This is a genomic window from Serratia sp. 25CWL12 (assembly GCF_055790885.1).
In genome coordinates, this window is the sequence record NZ_CM147698.1 from 2498835 (window position 1) to 2514975 (window position 16141).

Consider the following 16141-nt stretch of genomic DNA (forward strand, 5'->3'; position numbering starts at 1 on the left):
GCGGCCTATTCTACTCATTATCACTCTTTACGCCAAACCACTGATGGTACCAACGTGGATTTATTTGTTCCCGAAAACCTTTAACTTGCCAGCTATTGTCGAAAAAAAACACGCTCAACTGCCCAGAATGCGCAGTATCGTGCCAGGCAATATGATTTTGCCGATAATCTTTAATCACTTTTTCCGCCGGTAAACGCCAGGCGTTATAACGGGCAACCGAAGCCATCGCCAGTTCTGGTGCCACTGCGCGCAAAAAAGGGGGGGATGATGAGGTCCTGCTACCATGATGGGGTACCTGCAATAGTGTGGCGGGTAATTTGGCGCGTTGGCGTAACAGCCCCTGCTCTGCCCGGCGCTCGATATCGCCAGTTAATAAGAGGCTGAACTTGCCATCATCAACCCGTACCACACAGGAGTCATCATTACCCGCTTGCTCTACCCGCTGTGGCGGCCACAATACTTGGAAATTCAACCCGCGCCACGTCCACTGTTGCCCTTGTAAACAGGGCAAATGGCGTTCATGAATTAGCGGCGTATGAACAGCAGCCTGGGGAAATGCCTGCTCCAACACCGGCAAGCCGCCAATATGGTCAAGATGGCTATGGCTGATAATAATATGCTCCAGAGAAATCTGCCGCCAATGCAAAAAGGGTAAAATAATACGCTCTGCCGCGCTGGAGGTTGTCCAACGGTTGCCGCTATCATAAATCACCGCTTTCCCTTCACGCTCAATCACCACCGCCAGGCCATGTCCCACATCCAGCATATCTACCCGCCAGTGATAATCTGCTGAACGATCCCGCCAGAGCAAACAGACCAGTACCACCGTGATACAGCCTGCAGGAAAGCGGCGCCACCACTCAAAACGCCAGCCGATCACTGCTAACCAACCAAGCGTGCTGAACTGCAGCAGCACCGCCCCCACCTGCAACCACCCTTGCTCTAACCAGGGAAGCGGCCATAGCGCCCAACTAATGGTAAGGTCTGCCAATTGCCAGCACCAAAAGCTCAGCCAAGGGATAAAAAACAGTATCATCGCCAGTAAAATCAAAGGGACCGACAACAGTGAGATAATGGGGACCGCCCAGAGATTGGCCGGTAAAGAGGTCCAACTGACACCATGGAACAAACCAAATTGTAATGGTATCAACAACAGCGTCATCCCGAGCTGGATATGCAGCCAACGTAGCGGCGCCCACCCCCAAAAAGAGGTAAATCGTACCGGTAATGGTGCCCATTCAAACCAAAAAATCAGTGCCGCCACCGCTAAAACAGAGAGCCAGAAGCTGTCCGACAGTATCGCCAGTGGATCAAATAACAAAAGCAGGCAGATACACCACAACCAAACCTGCCAAGAAGAGCAAGAGACCCCCTTAAAACGCAACCAGAGCCATAATGACAGGGCAATAAAAGCACGCATTGCTGGCGGCTGCCCTCCTGCCAGCCAGACATAACTGAGCGCCATCACCCAGCCAGTAAGTAGGGGCAATCGATAACCGATAAGGCGTGCAGGCAGAAAAAACTGCACCCCACGCGCACCAGCCCAGGCAAACGCCGCAGCAAGGGAAATATGTAAGCCAGAAATCGCCATCAGGTGTGCGATGCCGGTTTTCATCAATTGTGCCCGGCTGTTGCCATCCATCAACATGCGCTCACCAAATGCCAACGCCAATAACACCGGGCGTTGTGCCAGCGCCCCCCACTGATTATCCATAGTGGTAATAATTTGCTGCCGCCAGTGGCAGTTTTCATTCACCACCGTTGCCGAACGGAGATAACCGCGTAAGGGTTGTCGATTAGCCATCGCCCAACGCTGGCCATCAAACCCGCCTTCATTCAAACTGCTATGTACTGGGCGAAAGCGAACCTTTAGTGCCCACTGCTGCCCGGCACATATATTTTCACTGGGGCTTTGGGCAATAAACGTCAGTGCAGGAATGAGCCAACGACCATTCACTTGCTCAATGCGGAACTGTACCTGCGGTATCTCTACGCCTTCCAGCTTGATACTGCGCACAGTAGCCATAACATCTTGATCCCCGCCCACCGATAACGTAGTAACTTGGCGCATCAAGACGCTGGCACTCCCCGTTGCCAATATAAACCCCAGTAATAGGTAACATAACACCTGGCACCAATACTGTTGTTTTTGCCGCCATAGCAGCAGGGCGACAAAAGCCACGCCACTCAACTGTGACCATGAGGGTAAATACGGCAAAAACAGCAGTGGCAACATCCCTATGACTAGCGCCATCGCTGCTGTATCGATCGAGACCCTGATATCCACGCTCCTTACCTGATGTTTTATAACCAAGTCCATTCAAATTGCAGGTAGGCGGCAAGTACGTGAATCCCTGGGAGCATAGATAGCTATGTGACCAGGGTGAACACGCGTAGCCAACACCGCTGCAGCTTGAATGGTGACAGTTATATCCACTGGGGATATTAACGCTCAGCTAAGTCGCCACCAGTGGCTGATTCAGTGCATGGGAAGTGATACGCAAACTATCGGTGATTGACGTTGCATTGCTGTGATCGTTGCGAGGGCTGGGTGAAAAGCGGCGAGGCGGGTGAAAATTAACAACGGGGAGAGGAATAGTGTCACTATAAAAAACGGTGCCCTTACTGAGGCACCGTTTTAGCTTTCATTTATTACAAGCAACAACTCTATGAATTATAATTATCCATAGATATTGGCACGGTCACGTAACTCTTTACCTGGCTTAAAGTGAGGAACGTACTTGCCGTCCAACTCAACTCTATCACCCGTTTTTGGGTTACGACCAACGCGCGGAGCACGGTAGTGAAGAGAAAAACTGCCGAATCCGCGAATTTCAATGCGTTCACCTTCGGCTAATGTTGCTGCCATATGTTCAAGCATCTCTTTCACAGCATCCTCAACGGCCTTCGCCGGGATATGAGATTGCTGACCAGCAAGTCTTTCTATAAGTTCAGACTTGGTCATAGTTCCTCCAAGCTTTGCAGCTAAACTACCGTATCGGGGCGGTCAATGCCGCCCCCCGTCATTACTCGCCTTTAGCCGCTTTGAAAGCTTCAGCCATAGCGTTAGAGAAATTGCTTTCTTCCTGCTTGCTGTTATTCACAGTAGCGATAGCATCTTTCTCGTCAGCTTCGTCCTTAGCACGAACAGACAAGCTTACAACGCGATTCTTGCGGTCAACACCCGTGAATTTAGCTTCCACGTCGTCACCCACTTTCAGAACCAGAGTTGCATCTTCAATGCGGTCGCGAGAGGCTTCAGATGCACGCAGGTAACCTTCTACACCGCCTGCTAATTCAACTGTAGCACCTTTCGCGTCAACTGCTGTGACTTTACCAGTAACAATAGTCCCTTTCTTGTTCACAGACAGGTAGTTATTGAACGGATCTTCAGCCAGTTGCTTCACGCCCAAAGAGATGCGCTCGCGCTCTGCGTCAACCTGCAGGACCACTGCTGCAATTTCGTCGCCTTTCTTGTATTCACGCACGGCTTCTTCCCCTGCAACGTTCCAGGAGATGTCAGACAGGTGAACCAGGCCGTCGATGCCGCCGTCCAGGCCGATGAAGATACCGAAGTCAGTGATAGACTTGATTTTACCTTCAACACGGTCGTTTTTGTTGTGGGTTTCCGCAAATTGCTGCCATGGGTTGGATTTGCACTGCTTCAGGCCCAGAGAGATACGACGACGTTCTTCATCGATATCCAGAACCATCACATCCACTACATCGCCCACGTTAACCACTTTGGACGGATGGATGTTTTTGTTGGTCCAATCCATTTCAGAAACGTGCACCAGACCTTCAACGCCTTCTTCGATTTCAACGAAGCAGCCGTAATCAGTCAGGTTAGTCACACGGCCTGTCAATCGAGTGCTTTCTGGGTAACGCTTGGCGATAGCAACCCATGGATCTTCACCCAGTTGCTTCAAGCCCAGAGAAACACGGGTACGCTCGCGGTCGAACTTCAGCACTTTAACGGTGATTTCGTCGCCAACGTTAACGATTTCACTCGGATGCTTAACGCGCTTCCAAGCCATATCGGTGATATGCAGCAAGCCATCAACGCCGCCCAGATCAACGAATGCACCGTAGTCAGTGAGGTTCTTGACGATACCTTTAACTTCCATGCCTTCCTGCAGGTTTTCCAGCAGTTGATCGCGTTCTGCGCTGTTCTCGGACTCAATTACTGCACGACGAGAAACAACAACGTTATTACGCTTTTGGTCCAGCTTGATCACTTTGAACTCAAGCTCTTTGCCTTCCAGGTGCAGAGTATCGCGGACCGGACGCACATCAACCAGAGAACCTGGCAGGAACGCGCGAATACCGTTCAGCTCAACAGTGAAGCCACCCTTAACTTTACCGTTGATAATACCAATAACGGTTTCAGCTTCTTCGTAAGCTTTTTCCAGCGTGATCCAAGCTTCGTGGCGCTTCGCTTTCTCACGGGATAGCAGAGTTTCACCGAAGCCATCTTCAACAGCATCCAGCGCAACGTCAATTTCGTCACCAATCTGGATTTCTAGCTCACCCTGTGCGTTTTTGAACTGCTCTACCGGAATGGCGGATTCAGATTTCAGACCGGCGTCAACCAGTACGATATCTTTATCAATAGCAACAACCACGCCACGAACGATGGAGCCCGGACGAGTTTCAATTGTTTTCAGGGATTCTTCAAAGAGTTGAGCAAAAGATTCAGTCATGTTGTTAATCTTCAGGGTTCTTTAGTTTAACGTCCATTTAGCATCCCGCCGAATGGGGTTGTTTCACATACCCAGTCATTGGCTCCATGCCGACCAGGTTTCTATAAATGTCATCATGCACATTACCGCAACAACAGGCGCAAATTAGATGGCCCACTGGCTGCACTGCAGTTGCATGAATCACGATATAAATCACAAGGGCAAAATTTTACCCGATATATTTCAATACTGCTACGCAATACGGTGGCAAATATGACAAAAAAGAAAGGTGCCGCCGTATTTATTACTGCGGCAACGCCAATATTTTATGTGCATACGCCAACGCCCGCTGGATCACTTCTTCGATCGACATGCTGGTAGAATCCAGCACCAGAGCATCAGTAGCTGGCACCAAGGGCGCAATAGCCCGATTACGGTCACGGTCATCCCGTTCCTTTATCTCGGCTAAAAGACGCTCAAAGTTAACACTAAAGCCCTTTTCCTGCAACTGCAGCATGCGACGATGCGCGCGCTCTTCTGAGCTGGCGTCAAGAAAAATTTTAACTCGCGCATCAGGAAAGACGACGGTACCCATATCACGACCATCGGCAATCAGGCCGGGATCCTCACGAAACGCTCGCTGGCGGCGCAATAATGCTTCGCGCACCCGCGGGAAAGCAGCCACTAGCGATGCCGTATTACCAACAGTTTCCTGGCGGATCTCGTTGCTGACATCCTCGCCTTCCAAAATAACCTGTAACTTGCCGTCCTGCGCAACAAAGCGAACATCAAGATGGGCGGCCAAGGGAACTAATGCCTCTTCAGAGGTGATATCCACCTGATGGTGTAATGCAGCCAGAGCCAATACACGATAAATGGCACCAGAATCCAGCAAATGCCATCCAAGGGATTCGGCCAACGCTTTACACAGCGTGCCTTTACCCGCTCCACCTGGCCCATCAACGGTTATTACCGGGGCTGTAGCCATCATTATTTCTCTCCTTCGGGTAGAAAACCTCACAGGGATGCGCCTGCTATCTGCCCCCACTGGAGCAGATTCGGCGGCGTATTATACTCCCCTGTCAGCTTTACTGTTACCCCAGAACGCACTGGTTGCTGAAAATAAAACCATTACGCTGCAAAAGCCACAGATAGAATTCAATCAGCTACGACCATCCTGGCGAGTGAGAAATCATCAATAGAGCAGAAATCAGGCCTATTGGCTGATACGTGCCAATTGTTCAAAATAATCCGGAAATGTCTTGGCCGTGCATTTGGGGTCAAGAATCGTCACCGGGGTATCAGACAGGGCCACCAGAGAGAAACACATCGCCATGCGGTGGTCGTTATAAGTCTCAATTCGGGCAAACTGTAACTTGCTCGGCGGTATAATGTGGATGTAATCCTCCCCTTCGTCCACTTCGGCCCCCACTTTGCGCAACTCAGTGGCCATGGCCGCCAGTCGATCGGTTTCTTTTACGCGCCAATTGTAAATATTGCGGATAGTGGTTGGGCCTTCAGCAAACAGAGCGGTGGTAGCAATGGTCATGGCAGCATCTGGAATATGATTCATATCCATATCGATACCTTGCAACTCACCACGGCGACACTCGATAAAATCATCCCCCCAGGTAATATGAGCCCCCATTTTTTCCAGTACATCGGCAAACTTGGTATCGCCCTGGACACTTTTTTTGCCGATCCCGGTGACACGCACTGTGCCGCCTTTGATCGCCGCAGCGGCCAGAAAATAAGAGGCTGAAGAGGCATCCCCCTCCACCAGATAATCCCCCGGTGAACAATACTGCTGCTGAGCAGCAATATGGAATACCTGATAGTTTTCGTGAGTGACCTCAACACCAAAGGTTTTCATCAGGTGTAGCGTAATATCGATATAAGGCTTGGAAACCAGCTCACCTTTGATATGGATGGCGGTATCCTGCATTGCCAGCGGAGCCATCATCAGCAGAGCGGTCAGAAACTGGCTGGAAACACTGCCATCCACCGTCACATCCCCACCGCGAAAACCACCCTGCAGGCGCACTGGTGGGTAGTCGGTCTGCTCAAGATAATCTATTTGCGCGCCCCCTTGACGTAGCGCCTCCACCAAATGGCCAATCGGCCGCTCCTTCATGCGGGGTTCGCCCGTCAGAACCACATCACCCTGCCCCAGGCACAATGCCGCTGCCAATGGGCGCATTGCCGTACCGGCATTGCCAAGGAACAGTTCCAGCGGCTGTTTTGCTACCAGAGGGCCAGCCCCGCCTTCCACGACGCAACGGGTGCGATCATCAGAGAGTTGGTACTTCACCCCCAGCGCCTGCAACGCATTCAACATATAACGGACATCGTCGCTATCGAGCAGGTTAGTCAGCCGGGTAGTTCCCTGAGCCAGTGCAGCCAGCAGCAGAGCACGATTGGATACGCTCTTGGAGCCGGGTAAATTGACGGTGCCTTCGACTAAAGCAACCGGTTGTAACGTCAGGGAATCGACCATATCAACAACATTCTCCACAATCTGATCAACGAAACGGCCCCGGGATATCACCGGAGCCGCTTTAATACCAAAGGACAACAACTATACACGTCAGTAAACGTCAGGCTCAGCCATGACGACGTTCAAAATCAACCATAAAATCAGTTAATACCTTCACACCTGCCAACGGCATAGCATTATAAATTGAGGCGCGCATTCCCCCTACTACACGGTGCCCTTTCAGCGCTTGTAGGCCAATAGCTTCCGCTTCACTCAGGAAGACTTTATCCAATACAGGATCGGCTAACTGGAAAGGAATATTCATCAAGGAACGGTTAGCCGTGGCAACGCGGTTGCGATAAAAATCCGACTGATCAATGGTGGCATACAGCAGTTGCGCTTTTTCCTGATTACGCTTTTGCATTTCCACCAGGCCACCCTGCTCTTTCAGCCATTTGAACACCAGGCCAGCAAGGTACCAGGCAAACGTCGGCGGCGTATTGAACATCGAATCATTTTCCGCTAATACCGTGTAATCGAGCGTCGAAGGAGTTTCGCGGCGTGCTTTACCCAGCAGATCGTCACGCACGATCACCAGCGTTAAACCAGCGGGCCCAATATTTTTCTGCGCGCCGGCATAAATAACACCAAAACGGCTCACATCCAGCGGACTGGAAAGAATCGTTGAAGAGTAATCGCCAATCACCACTTTATTAGCAAAATCAGGCAATTCATCCACCGCAATGCCATCAATCGTTTCATTTGGGCAATAGTGTACATACGCGGCATCATCACTGAGCTGCCACTCTTTCATCGGTTTGATGGCACTTAACCCGTCCACCGAAGTTTTAACATCAATAACATTCGGCTGACAGTATTTCTCTGCTTCAAGAATGGCACTGTGAGCCCAGTAGCCACCGTCGATATAATCCGCTTTGGTACTATTGCCCAACAGGTTTAGCGGCAACGCAGCAAATTGTGCACGTGCGCCACCCTGGCAGAACAACACTTTGTAATTGGCAGGGATTTTCAGCAAATCACGCAGATCCTGTTCAGACTCTTCGGCAACGGCAATAAATTCCTTACTGCGGTGGCTGATTTCCATTACTGAAGTCCCCAGCGCATGCCAATTACACAGTTCTTGTTGAGCACGACGCAACACTTCAACCGGCAACATTGCCGGGCCAGAGCTAAAGTTATAAACCTGTGTCATTTCCCCTCACTACATTGACTGTTTGCCGCACAAACCGGTGTGTCGACTCACCCTTCGTTATTCAAGTTGCAGTAATCGGCCACCACCTGAATAAACCAAATTAAATAGATGTTGATACACTAAATAGATGTTGATACCCAATGGCGCCACTCGCCGTCCTATTGAACCGCAACGCCAAATCCACCCATCAGGTTTTATCACTCACCTAACGCGGCTGCAATGCTTATTCTTGTAAGGGCAGGAAACATCGTCATTCAAAGGGCGGGGTTTTGCAGCGAAGATAAACAATATCAGGGGGCATCACACCCCCTGCAGATAGCATGATTAGTACTGATTAAACATCGCCTGGATCTGTTTGGCGTCTTTGGTTTGCGTTAAAGCTAATTGCAGCAAAACTCGGGCTTTTTGCGGGTTTAATGTCCCTGAGGCCACAAAACCATATTTAGTATCATCCACTTCCGCATCTTCGGTGGTTGAACCGGTCGGAACACGAGAAGAACGAACCACCGCCACGCCATCATTTGCGGCTTTGGCCAATGTATCAAACACAGTTTTATACAAGTTGCCATTACCAACACCGGCACTGACAATCCCTTGATAACCTTCTGCGATCAAGGCTTTTGCTGGAGCATCTGATGCATTGGCATAGTTATAGATGATGCCTACCTTCGGCAAGGTGGTTAATTTGCTGACATCGAACGGTGTTGCAGTAGTATGTTTACGCTGCGGTGAACGTTGATAATCAACTTTACCATTGTGGATATACCCTAGCGGTCCAAAGTTGGGGGACTGGAAAGTTTGCACTGCCGTGGTATTGGTTTTGGTCACATCGCGGCCATCGAGTACCGTATCATTCATAGCCACCAGCACACCACGTCTGGCCGACTGTGGATCCGCTGCGGTAACCACCGCATTATATAAATTGAACGGGCCATCCGCACTCATGGCGGTAGCTGGGCGCATGGCGCCAACGATCACCACCGGTTTGTCACACTTGACCGTCAAATCAAGAAAATAGGCCGTCTCTTCCAAAGTATCTGTGCCATGGGTGATGACAAAGCCATCGGTTTTGGCGCAGTCCGCATTGATTTTTTTTGCTAACTTGAGCCACACCTCATCATTCATATCCTGCGAACCAATATTTACCAGTTGCTCCCCTTTCACATTGGCAACTGTTTTCAGCTCTGGAACGGCATTGACTAACGCCTCCACCCCCAACTTGCCAGCGGTATAATTTGATTGGGTAGCAGATTGCCCCCCACCAGCAATGGTTCCCCCCGTAGCTAACAAGGTGATATTAGGCAATGCCAGTGCAGAACTGCTCACCCCGGCCATGAGTAATGCCATGACACTCAATTTTATTGATTTCATTGTCTTATCCCATGATTGATAAAATAATAATCTGCCGAATTATATAATTTATCATTATAAAAACTGTGATATTCATGCAAATTTAGGAATATATGGAGCTTCAGCCTAAAACCTCGTATTATTGTGCGTTCTCTGTATGCCCAATAAGTGACCACCATGACGCAAACTTTTATTCCCGGTAAAGACGCCGCACTGGAAGATTCCATCGCCGGTTTTCAGCAAAAATTATCTGATCTGGGTTTTAATATTGAAGAAGCCTCTTGGCTCAATCCAGTTCCCCATGTCTGGTCGGTGCACATCCGTGATCGCGACTGTCCGCTGTGCTTCACCAATGGCAAAGGTGCCAGTAAAAAGGCCGCCTTGGCCTCGGCATTAGGGGAATACTTTGAGCGTCTCTCCACTAACTATTTCTTTGCTGATTTCTATTTAGGTCAGCAAATTGCACAAAGCGACTTTGTCCATTATCCACACGAAAAATGGTTCCCTATCCCGGAAGATAATGCATTACCTGCGGGGTTGTTAGACCCACACTTGCAGGCGTTTTACGACCCTGAACAGGAACTGCAAGCCAGTGATCTGGTGGACCTTCAATCAGGCAATGCGCAGCGCGGTATCTGTGCCCTGCCCTTCAGCCGCCAGTCAGACCAGCAGACGGTTTATATTCCGATGAATATTATCGGCAACCTGTATGTCTCCAACGGCATGTCTGCGGGCAATACCACCAGCGAAGCTCGCGTTCAAGCGCTTTCTGAAGTGTTCGAGCGTTATATCAAGAACCGCATTATTGCTGAATCCATCAGCTTACCGGAAATTCCCAGCGCGGTGTTAAGCCGTTATCCTGAAGTAGTTGAAGCTATCGCCAAACTGGAGGCCGAAGGTTTCCCAATCCTCGCTTATGATGCTTCGCTGGGTGGCCACTATCCGGTGATTTGTGTGGTGCTGTTCAACCCAGCCAATGGCAGTTGTTTTGCTTCCTTTGGTGCCCACCCGGATTTTGGTGTCGCATTAGAGCGCACTGTCACTGAACTGCTGCAAGGGCGTGGCTTAAAAGATCTTGATGTCTTTAGCCCTCCTACCTTTGATAATGAAGAAGTCGCCGAGCACACCAATCTGGAAACGCACTTTATTGATTCCAGCGGCTTAATCTCTTGGGATATGTTCAAGCAAGATGCGGATTATCCTTTTGTCGATTGGAATTTCAGCGGCACCACGCAACAAGAGTTTTCCACCTTGATGAGCATTTTTAATCAGGAAGAGGCTGAAGTATACATTGCGGATTACCAGCACTTGGGGGTTTATGCCTGCCGTATTATTGTGCCTGGCATGTCTGATATTTATCCGGCAGAAGATCTGATCCTGGCCAACAACAGTATGGCAGCCCATTTACGTGCCACTTTATTGCAATTACCAGACAGCCACTGGCAAGCAGAAGAGTATCTGGCTCTGCTGCAACAGTTGGATGATGAAGGATTAGACGATTTCACCCGGGTGCGTGAATTGCTGGGCCTCGCTACTGGCAAAGACAATGCCTGGTACACATTACGCGTGGGCGAACTGAAATCGATGCTGGCCTTGGCGGGAGGCGATCTGGAGCAGGCGCTGATCTGGGCCGAATGGACACTGGAGTTTAATGCCTCACTGTTTAGCGCTGAACGCAGCAATTATTACCGTTGTTTGCAAACATGCCTTCAGTTAGCTCTGGAAGCGGAACGCGACCCCGCTCAATATCATAGTGCTTTGGTCAAAATGTATGGGCAACCCGCCCTTGACGCAGCCTCTGCCGCCATTAATGGCAGCGAACGCTTCCATGGTTTGTTTGCTATTGACCCGGCCTTAAACGCCTTACCGGCACACCAGGCATTACTGGCGGCTTACAGCAAACTGCAAAAAGCCAAAGACCGATACTGGGTGCAGGGATCAGTCTAAACACACAATAATTCGAGTTGCATGACAAAACGCAGAGTGTTTTAAACAGTGCTTACGCTGGCCCGCAGGGTGAACCTCATGGATGAGGTTCATTAATCCCCAGGAGCATGGCTGGGGTGACATACAAATCCGCCTGGCGTGGATTTGAACGTTGCTTGCAGCGGCCCCGATAGGGGCGATCCTTATGAACGAGATGAATAACTGCAGCTAACACCCAAGCAGCCTGAAGCCTGAAGCCTGAAAAGTATCAATCTGTGATCATTGAAAACGCTTAATTTTGTTCGTTACGAGGAGCATGCTTTTTGCCATGAAGATATTTATCACCGTAGAACAGCAAAACGCACTCGAACACCTACAGGACACCAGCAGGGATTAGCACGTTTATGAGCGTATAAAGGCCATCCTTCTCGCTTCTGAAGGCGGGAAGGTGCTCTGTGATGATTGCTCAGGCTTTACGTTTGCACTAAACAACGGTTGATCACCATATCCGTGGATACCTGAATAAAGGCAAGCTAAAACCTAAACATAGTGGGCTGTTTATCAGCTCGGCTTAATGATAATTTTCAGGTGCTGAAGCCAGCATCTTTAAGTTAATCGGGTATATATCAACAAAATACTCACCACTATTCTTTTACGATGACAAAGCTATCTAAAAGACCATCTGAGACCAGTTAAAGAGGAGTCAAAAAGGAAAATAGTGATTCACAGGTGTTTTCATTCTACTAGATACAAAACGCCTCATTCTGTCATAGACCGAATGAATTAAGAGTTTTCTTATTATTTTTTTTTATTTTTCGTGTTACCGTATCTTCGCCTGACGCCTTTAGGCATATACACACCAAATATTCGATTTGCTTGCAGGTAGCAACTGATCGAATTCCCAGGTACATAGATAACTATATGACTGAGGTGAAAAAAGGCAGCTAACACCTACGTAGTTTAAAGTAAAAACACTATAACTACGTTTAATGAAGATGTTTCAATGGATTGAGAAAGAGAGTCAGGACGAATGAATCTTGGTGTAGATATTATCGAAATCGCACGGGTAAATACCGCGTTAACACGTAGTGGTAATAAGCTGGTGCAACTCTTGTTAACGCCGGCAGAGCAAGAGTCCTTAGGGAATCTGACCGAAAACATCGAGCGCATGGCCGGTTTCTGGGCAGCCAAAGAGGCTGCAGTGAAAGCGCTTGGTACTGGGTTTCGTCTAGGGATCTCATTCCACGACATCCAAATCATGCACGATGATCTCGGATGCCCTTATTATATCTTCAGTGGTGAATTTTCCCGAATAATGCAGGAAAAAAACCTCACCAGTTCCACGCTGAGTATTTCTCATTGTCAATCGCATGCGATTGCCGCTGCAGCATTGGGTTAATTGTTAAAATAAAGGAATATTTATGTCTCACTATCCCGATCTCGGGGGTAAAAACGTGGTCGTCACTGGCGCCAGTGGTGATATCGGTTTAGCTATTTGTGAAAAATACCTTGAGCAAGGCGCTAACGTTTTCGCTATTTACCATTATGATACTAGCGGGTTGGAAAAATTAAAAACCTCTCATCCACAAGGTGAGAATCTGCATATTAAGCAATGTGACATTGCTGATGTCAGCGAAGTTTCACGCCTGGCCGATGAGCTTGAAAAAGAGGCTCACGCAGTTCATGTACTTATTAATAATGCAGGGATCTACAAAGATAACGTATTTTCCGCGTTGACCTACGAAGAGTTTGATCAAGTTATTAAGGTCAATCTGTACGGCACCTTCAGTATGACTAAACAGTTACTACCTTTATTACGCCATGCGCGCAATTCAGCAGTAGTGAATATCTCCTCGGTATCTGGAATCACCTCCAGTTTTGGCCAGAGTAATTACAGTGCTGCCAAGGCTGGCATTATCGGTTTTACCCGTACTCTTGCTAACGAAATGGCGGCAAAGGGCATCCGTGTCAATGCTGTGGCACCAGGTATGATCGAATCCAAAATGGTGAAAAAAGTACCGCGCCAGATTGTGCGTACAGTAATGTCCGCCATCCCCTTGAAACGTCTTGGTCGTGTTGACGAGATCGCCAATGTGGTGGCTTTTTTAAGTTCAGACGCATCCAGCTATATCGTAGGGCAGACTCTAGTGGCGGATGGCGGTCTGGTGATGCGTTAACCGACAGGAAAGTTGAATGGCTAATTATAACAGGAGTTTAGTTACTCCGCCTTTGTTACTGAAAATGGGGGCTTGGCGTGCACCCATATTCATGGTTGACCGCATCGTGGACTTTTCGCCAGGCGAAAAGGGCTCGATCACCGTCATTAAGCACGTCACCTTTAACGAGTCCTACATTCCCGGGCATTTTCCTGATAACCCGGTGATGCCAGGTGTGATGATCGCCGAAATCTTTGGCCAGTCCAGCGAATACCTGAGCCTGCTGAACGATTTTTGCCTATTGCATGAACGAGAAACTCAACAGCAATTGAAGAAGTTCGATGACGTTTCACGTGCATTGAGTACGCCAGAAGGCGCGCAACGCATAGTTACAGAGCGTGCACGCGTCATCGGTGTACTAGCGTCACAAGACGTAAAATATAAGAACATGGTCTCGCCGGGCGACACCATTGAAGTCAACAGCCGACTGGCTTACGCCGATATCCATGGTTTCCACCATTACGAAGTGGAAGCTCGAGTCGGGCGTAATGTAGTTTGCTCAGGACGTATTGTGAATTTTCGTACCGATATCAGTAATGCTGAAAGCAAAGGCATGCAAGTGAAATACCAGGGAGAAACACCACTATGAGTAACATCTCGCTTATTGAAACGATTGAACAGCGCAAATTTGTGCTGGAGAAAATCAAAACAGGCCTGATAGAACGCCTGAATCTCTATCAAAACGTCAATCAGATTGACGACGATACCCCATTGTTTGGCAGCGGTTTAAAGCTGGACTCAGTGGATGCTACCGAAGTCATCGTACTTCTCGACGAAACCTTCGGCATCCGTGTGAAAGAAGGTGATGATCCTTCCTACATGCGTAACGTCAACACTCTGGCCTCGTTTGTTATCGCCAAACAGAGAGAAATCAACAACGGATCAGCAACAGCAGGAGCGGACAAGGAATGACCAAACTCACTGAAATTCATCAACAGCACGGTGCAATCCTGGGAGAACGCAACGGCGTTGCTATTCCACTCAGCTATTGTGCAGCGGATGAAGAATACAAAGCAGTACGTAAAAACATTTTGCTGTCCGACTACTCCCACTTTGGCATTGCGGCCATCAGCGGCGATGACGCTTGGTCACTGCTAAACCAACTGGTTTCCGGTGATGTTTCATCGATCCGCGATGAGCAGGCCATGTACAGCCTGATCCTCGATGAAACTGGCAACATCATCACTGATTTGTATATCGCCTGTGATGACGAGCGTTTTTTGCTGATATCTGAGTGGGTCAGCGGTGAAACATTATGTGAATTGCTGCGTGCCAAACTGGCAGAAAATGAAGAAGAATTCGCAGACATCGAGTCAATCGAATCTCTAACACCAGAATGGGGCATGCTGCACTTTGAAGGCCCATACGCTTGGGAATTGCTGGCTGAAGTGTACGGGATGGACGTTATCGGTCTGCCCTTCCAAGAACATATGCACGTTGACGACGAACTGATTCTCCTGCGTAGCGGCAAACACGGCGAATACTCCTACAAGCTTATGGGGCCACAGGATGTATTAGCCGACGTCTGGATGCAAATGCTGGAAGCCGGTGAGAAGTACGATATGCGCACCGGTGGCTTGAACTACCAACACTTGGTACGTCTGGAAAACCCTTGCTGGGAACCTGACACCCTAAATACCTATACTCGCTGCCCAATCTCATTGCAGATGCAGTGGGCTGTGCGCTACGACAAAGAAGTCTTCACCGGTCTGGAAAGCCTGAATGACCGCTTGGAGGAAGGTGTCAGCCACAGAGTGGTGGGGATGACCCTTGCCGGTAAGCCAAATGCGATCCCTCAGCGTGGCGACAAAGTGATGTCTGACGGTAACTGCATTGGTGAAGTGATCATCTGTGACTATTCGCCAGATTTGAACGCCTGTCTCGGCCGCCTGTTCCTCACAGATGACATGGCATGGGCAGACATTGACGCTTATCAGGTAGTAACAGCCAACGGTCCAATCACGGTAACCACTTCTGCGGTGCCTTTCGCCCGTAACTATAGCTTCTTGGTCAACCCTTCAGAGCATAGTTATGTGGACAGCACGCGCCCACGCGATTTGGTGCAACAATCCGAATGGAATAAGTTGAAAGAAGAGAAAATAAAGGCCGAAAAAGCAGCACTGGCCGCAGGAAATGCACCAAAAGCATAACGTATTTATACCCAAAATAATTTAAGTTACTTAACAAAAAGCTGAATGTTTCGAACAGCGCTAGCCCTTTAGGACCAGGCCCGATTTTGGTCCGAATAACGCGGCAATCGATGAAATCCCCAGTCACA

The 16141-nt window shown here is 49.0% G+C and carries 13 protein-coding genes and 1 pseudogene; 7 read left to right on the forward strand and 7 right to left on the reverse strand.

Translation table 11 applies throughout. From position 1 onward, the window contains the following. Nucleotides 1-10 precede the first annotated feature (10 nt). From ACX9GV_RS10750 to ansB, 7 genes are all read right to left on the reverse strand, one after another. Nucleotides 11-2320, reverse strand: a complete 2310-nt coding sequence (locus ACX9GV_RS10750) for a ComEC family protein (RefSeq protein ID WP_473195511.1) — start codon at nucleotides 2318-2320, stop codon at nucleotides 11-13. 360 nt (nucleotides 2321-2680) lie between these two features. After that, the gene (ihfB, locus tag ACX9GV_RS10755) at nucleotides 2681-2965 is read right to left on the reverse strand and encodes an integration host factor subunit beta (protein ID WP_023489344.1); all 285 of its coding nucleotides are present in this window, start codon (nucleotides 2963-2965) and stop codon (nucleotides 2681-2683) included. 61 nt (nucleotides 2966-3026) lie between these two features. Continuing rightward, complete coding sequence (gene rpsA / locus ACX9GV_RS10760) at nucleotides 3027-4703, reverse strand: 30S ribosomal protein S1 (protein ID WP_023489345.1); 1677 nt, start codon at nucleotides 4701-4703, stop codon at nucleotides 3027-3029. A gap of 283 nt (nucleotides 4704-4986) precedes the next feature. Further along, nucleotides 4987-5673, reverse strand: coding sequence for a (d)CMP kinase (gene cmk, locus ACX9GV_RS10765; protein WP_023489346.1), 687 nt, complete (start codon nucleotides 5671-5673; stop codon nucleotides 4987-4989). A gap of 225 nt (nucleotides 5674-5898) precedes the next feature. Continuing rightward, the gene (gene aroA, locus ACX9GV_RS10770) at nucleotides 5899-7179 is read right to left on the reverse strand and encodes a 3-phosphoshikimate 1-carboxyvinyltransferase (protein WP_473198019.1); all 1281 of its coding nucleotides are present in this window, start codon (nucleotides 7177-7179) and stop codon (nucleotides 5899-5901) included. A gap of 106 nt (nucleotides 7180-7285) precedes the next feature. After that, nucleotides 7286-8371, reverse strand: a complete 1086-nt coding sequence (gene serC, locus ACX9GV_RS10775) for a 3-phosphoserine/phosphohydroxythreonine transaminase (RefSeq protein WP_023489348.1) — start codon at nucleotides 8369-8371, stop codon at nucleotides 7286-7288. A 324-nt stretch (nucleotides 8372-8695) separates the two neighbouring features. Continuing rightward, complete coding sequence (gene ansB, locus ACX9GV_RS10780; protein WP_473195512.1) at nucleotides 8696-9742, reverse strand: L-asparaginase 2; 1047 nt, start codon at nucleotides 9740-9742, stop codon at nucleotides 8696-8698. Nucleotides 9743-9898: 156 nt separating this feature from the next. Between ansB and ycaO the strand changes: the two genes are divergently transcribed. The 7 genes and pseudogenes from ycaO to ACX9GV_RS10815 all read left to right on the forward strand — a co-directional run bounded on the left by ycaO (nucleotide 9899) and on the right by ACX9GV_RS10815 (nucleotide 16013). After that, the gene (gene ycaO / locus ACX9GV_RS10785) at nucleotides 9899-11668 is read left to right on the forward strand and encodes a 30S ribosomal protein S12 methylthiotransferase accessory factor YcaO (protein WP_473195513.1); all 1770 of its coding nucleotides are present in this window, start codon (nucleotides 9899-9901) and stop codon (nucleotides 11666-11668) included. 295 nt (nucleotides 11669-11963) lie between these two features. Continuing rightward, nucleotides 11964-12201 (forward strand): annotated as a pseudogene (locus ACX9GV_RS10790) (IS630 family transposase); the annotation flags it as partial. A gap of 476 nt (nucleotides 12202-12677) precedes the next feature. Next, complete coding sequence (acpS, locus tag ACX9GV_RS10795; protein WP_473195514.1) at nucleotides 12678-13046, forward strand: holo-ACP synthase; 369 nt, start codon at nucleotides 12678-12680, stop codon at nucleotides 13044-13046. Nucleotides 13047-13068: 22 nt separating this feature from the next. After that, nucleotides 13069-13824, forward strand: coding sequence for an SDR family oxidoreductase (locus tag ACX9GV_RS10800; RefSeq protein ID WP_023489352.1), 756 nt, complete (start codon nucleotides 13069-13071; stop codon nucleotides 13822-13824). A 16-nt stretch (nucleotides 13825-13840) separates the two neighbouring features. Continuing rightward, a complete protein-coding gene (locus ACX9GV_RS10805; RefSeq protein WP_473195515.1) occupies nucleotides 13841-14452 on the forward strand; it encodes a 3-hydroxyacyl-ACP dehydratase FabZ family protein in 612 nt (203 codons plus the stop codon). Next, complete coding sequence (locus ACX9GV_RS10810) at nucleotides 14449-14775, forward strand: acyl carrier protein (RefSeq protein ID WP_023489354.1); 327 nt, start codon at nucleotides 14449-14451, stop codon at nucleotides 14773-14775. The genes ACX9GV_RS10805 and ACX9GV_RS10810 overlap by 4 nt, the downstream gene beginning before the upstream one ends. After that, nucleotides 14772-16013 carry an aminomethyl transferase family protein gene (locus tag ACX9GV_RS10815; RefSeq protein ID WP_473195516.1) on the forward strand — a complete coding sequence of 414 codons (1242 nt, stop codon included), beginning with the start codon at nucleotides 14772-14774 and terminating at the stop codon, nucleotides 16011-16013. Before ACX9GV_RS10810 ends, ACX9GV_RS10815 begins: the two co-directional genes overlap by 4 nt. The last annotated feature ends 128 nt before the right edge of the window (nucleotides 16014-16141 follow it).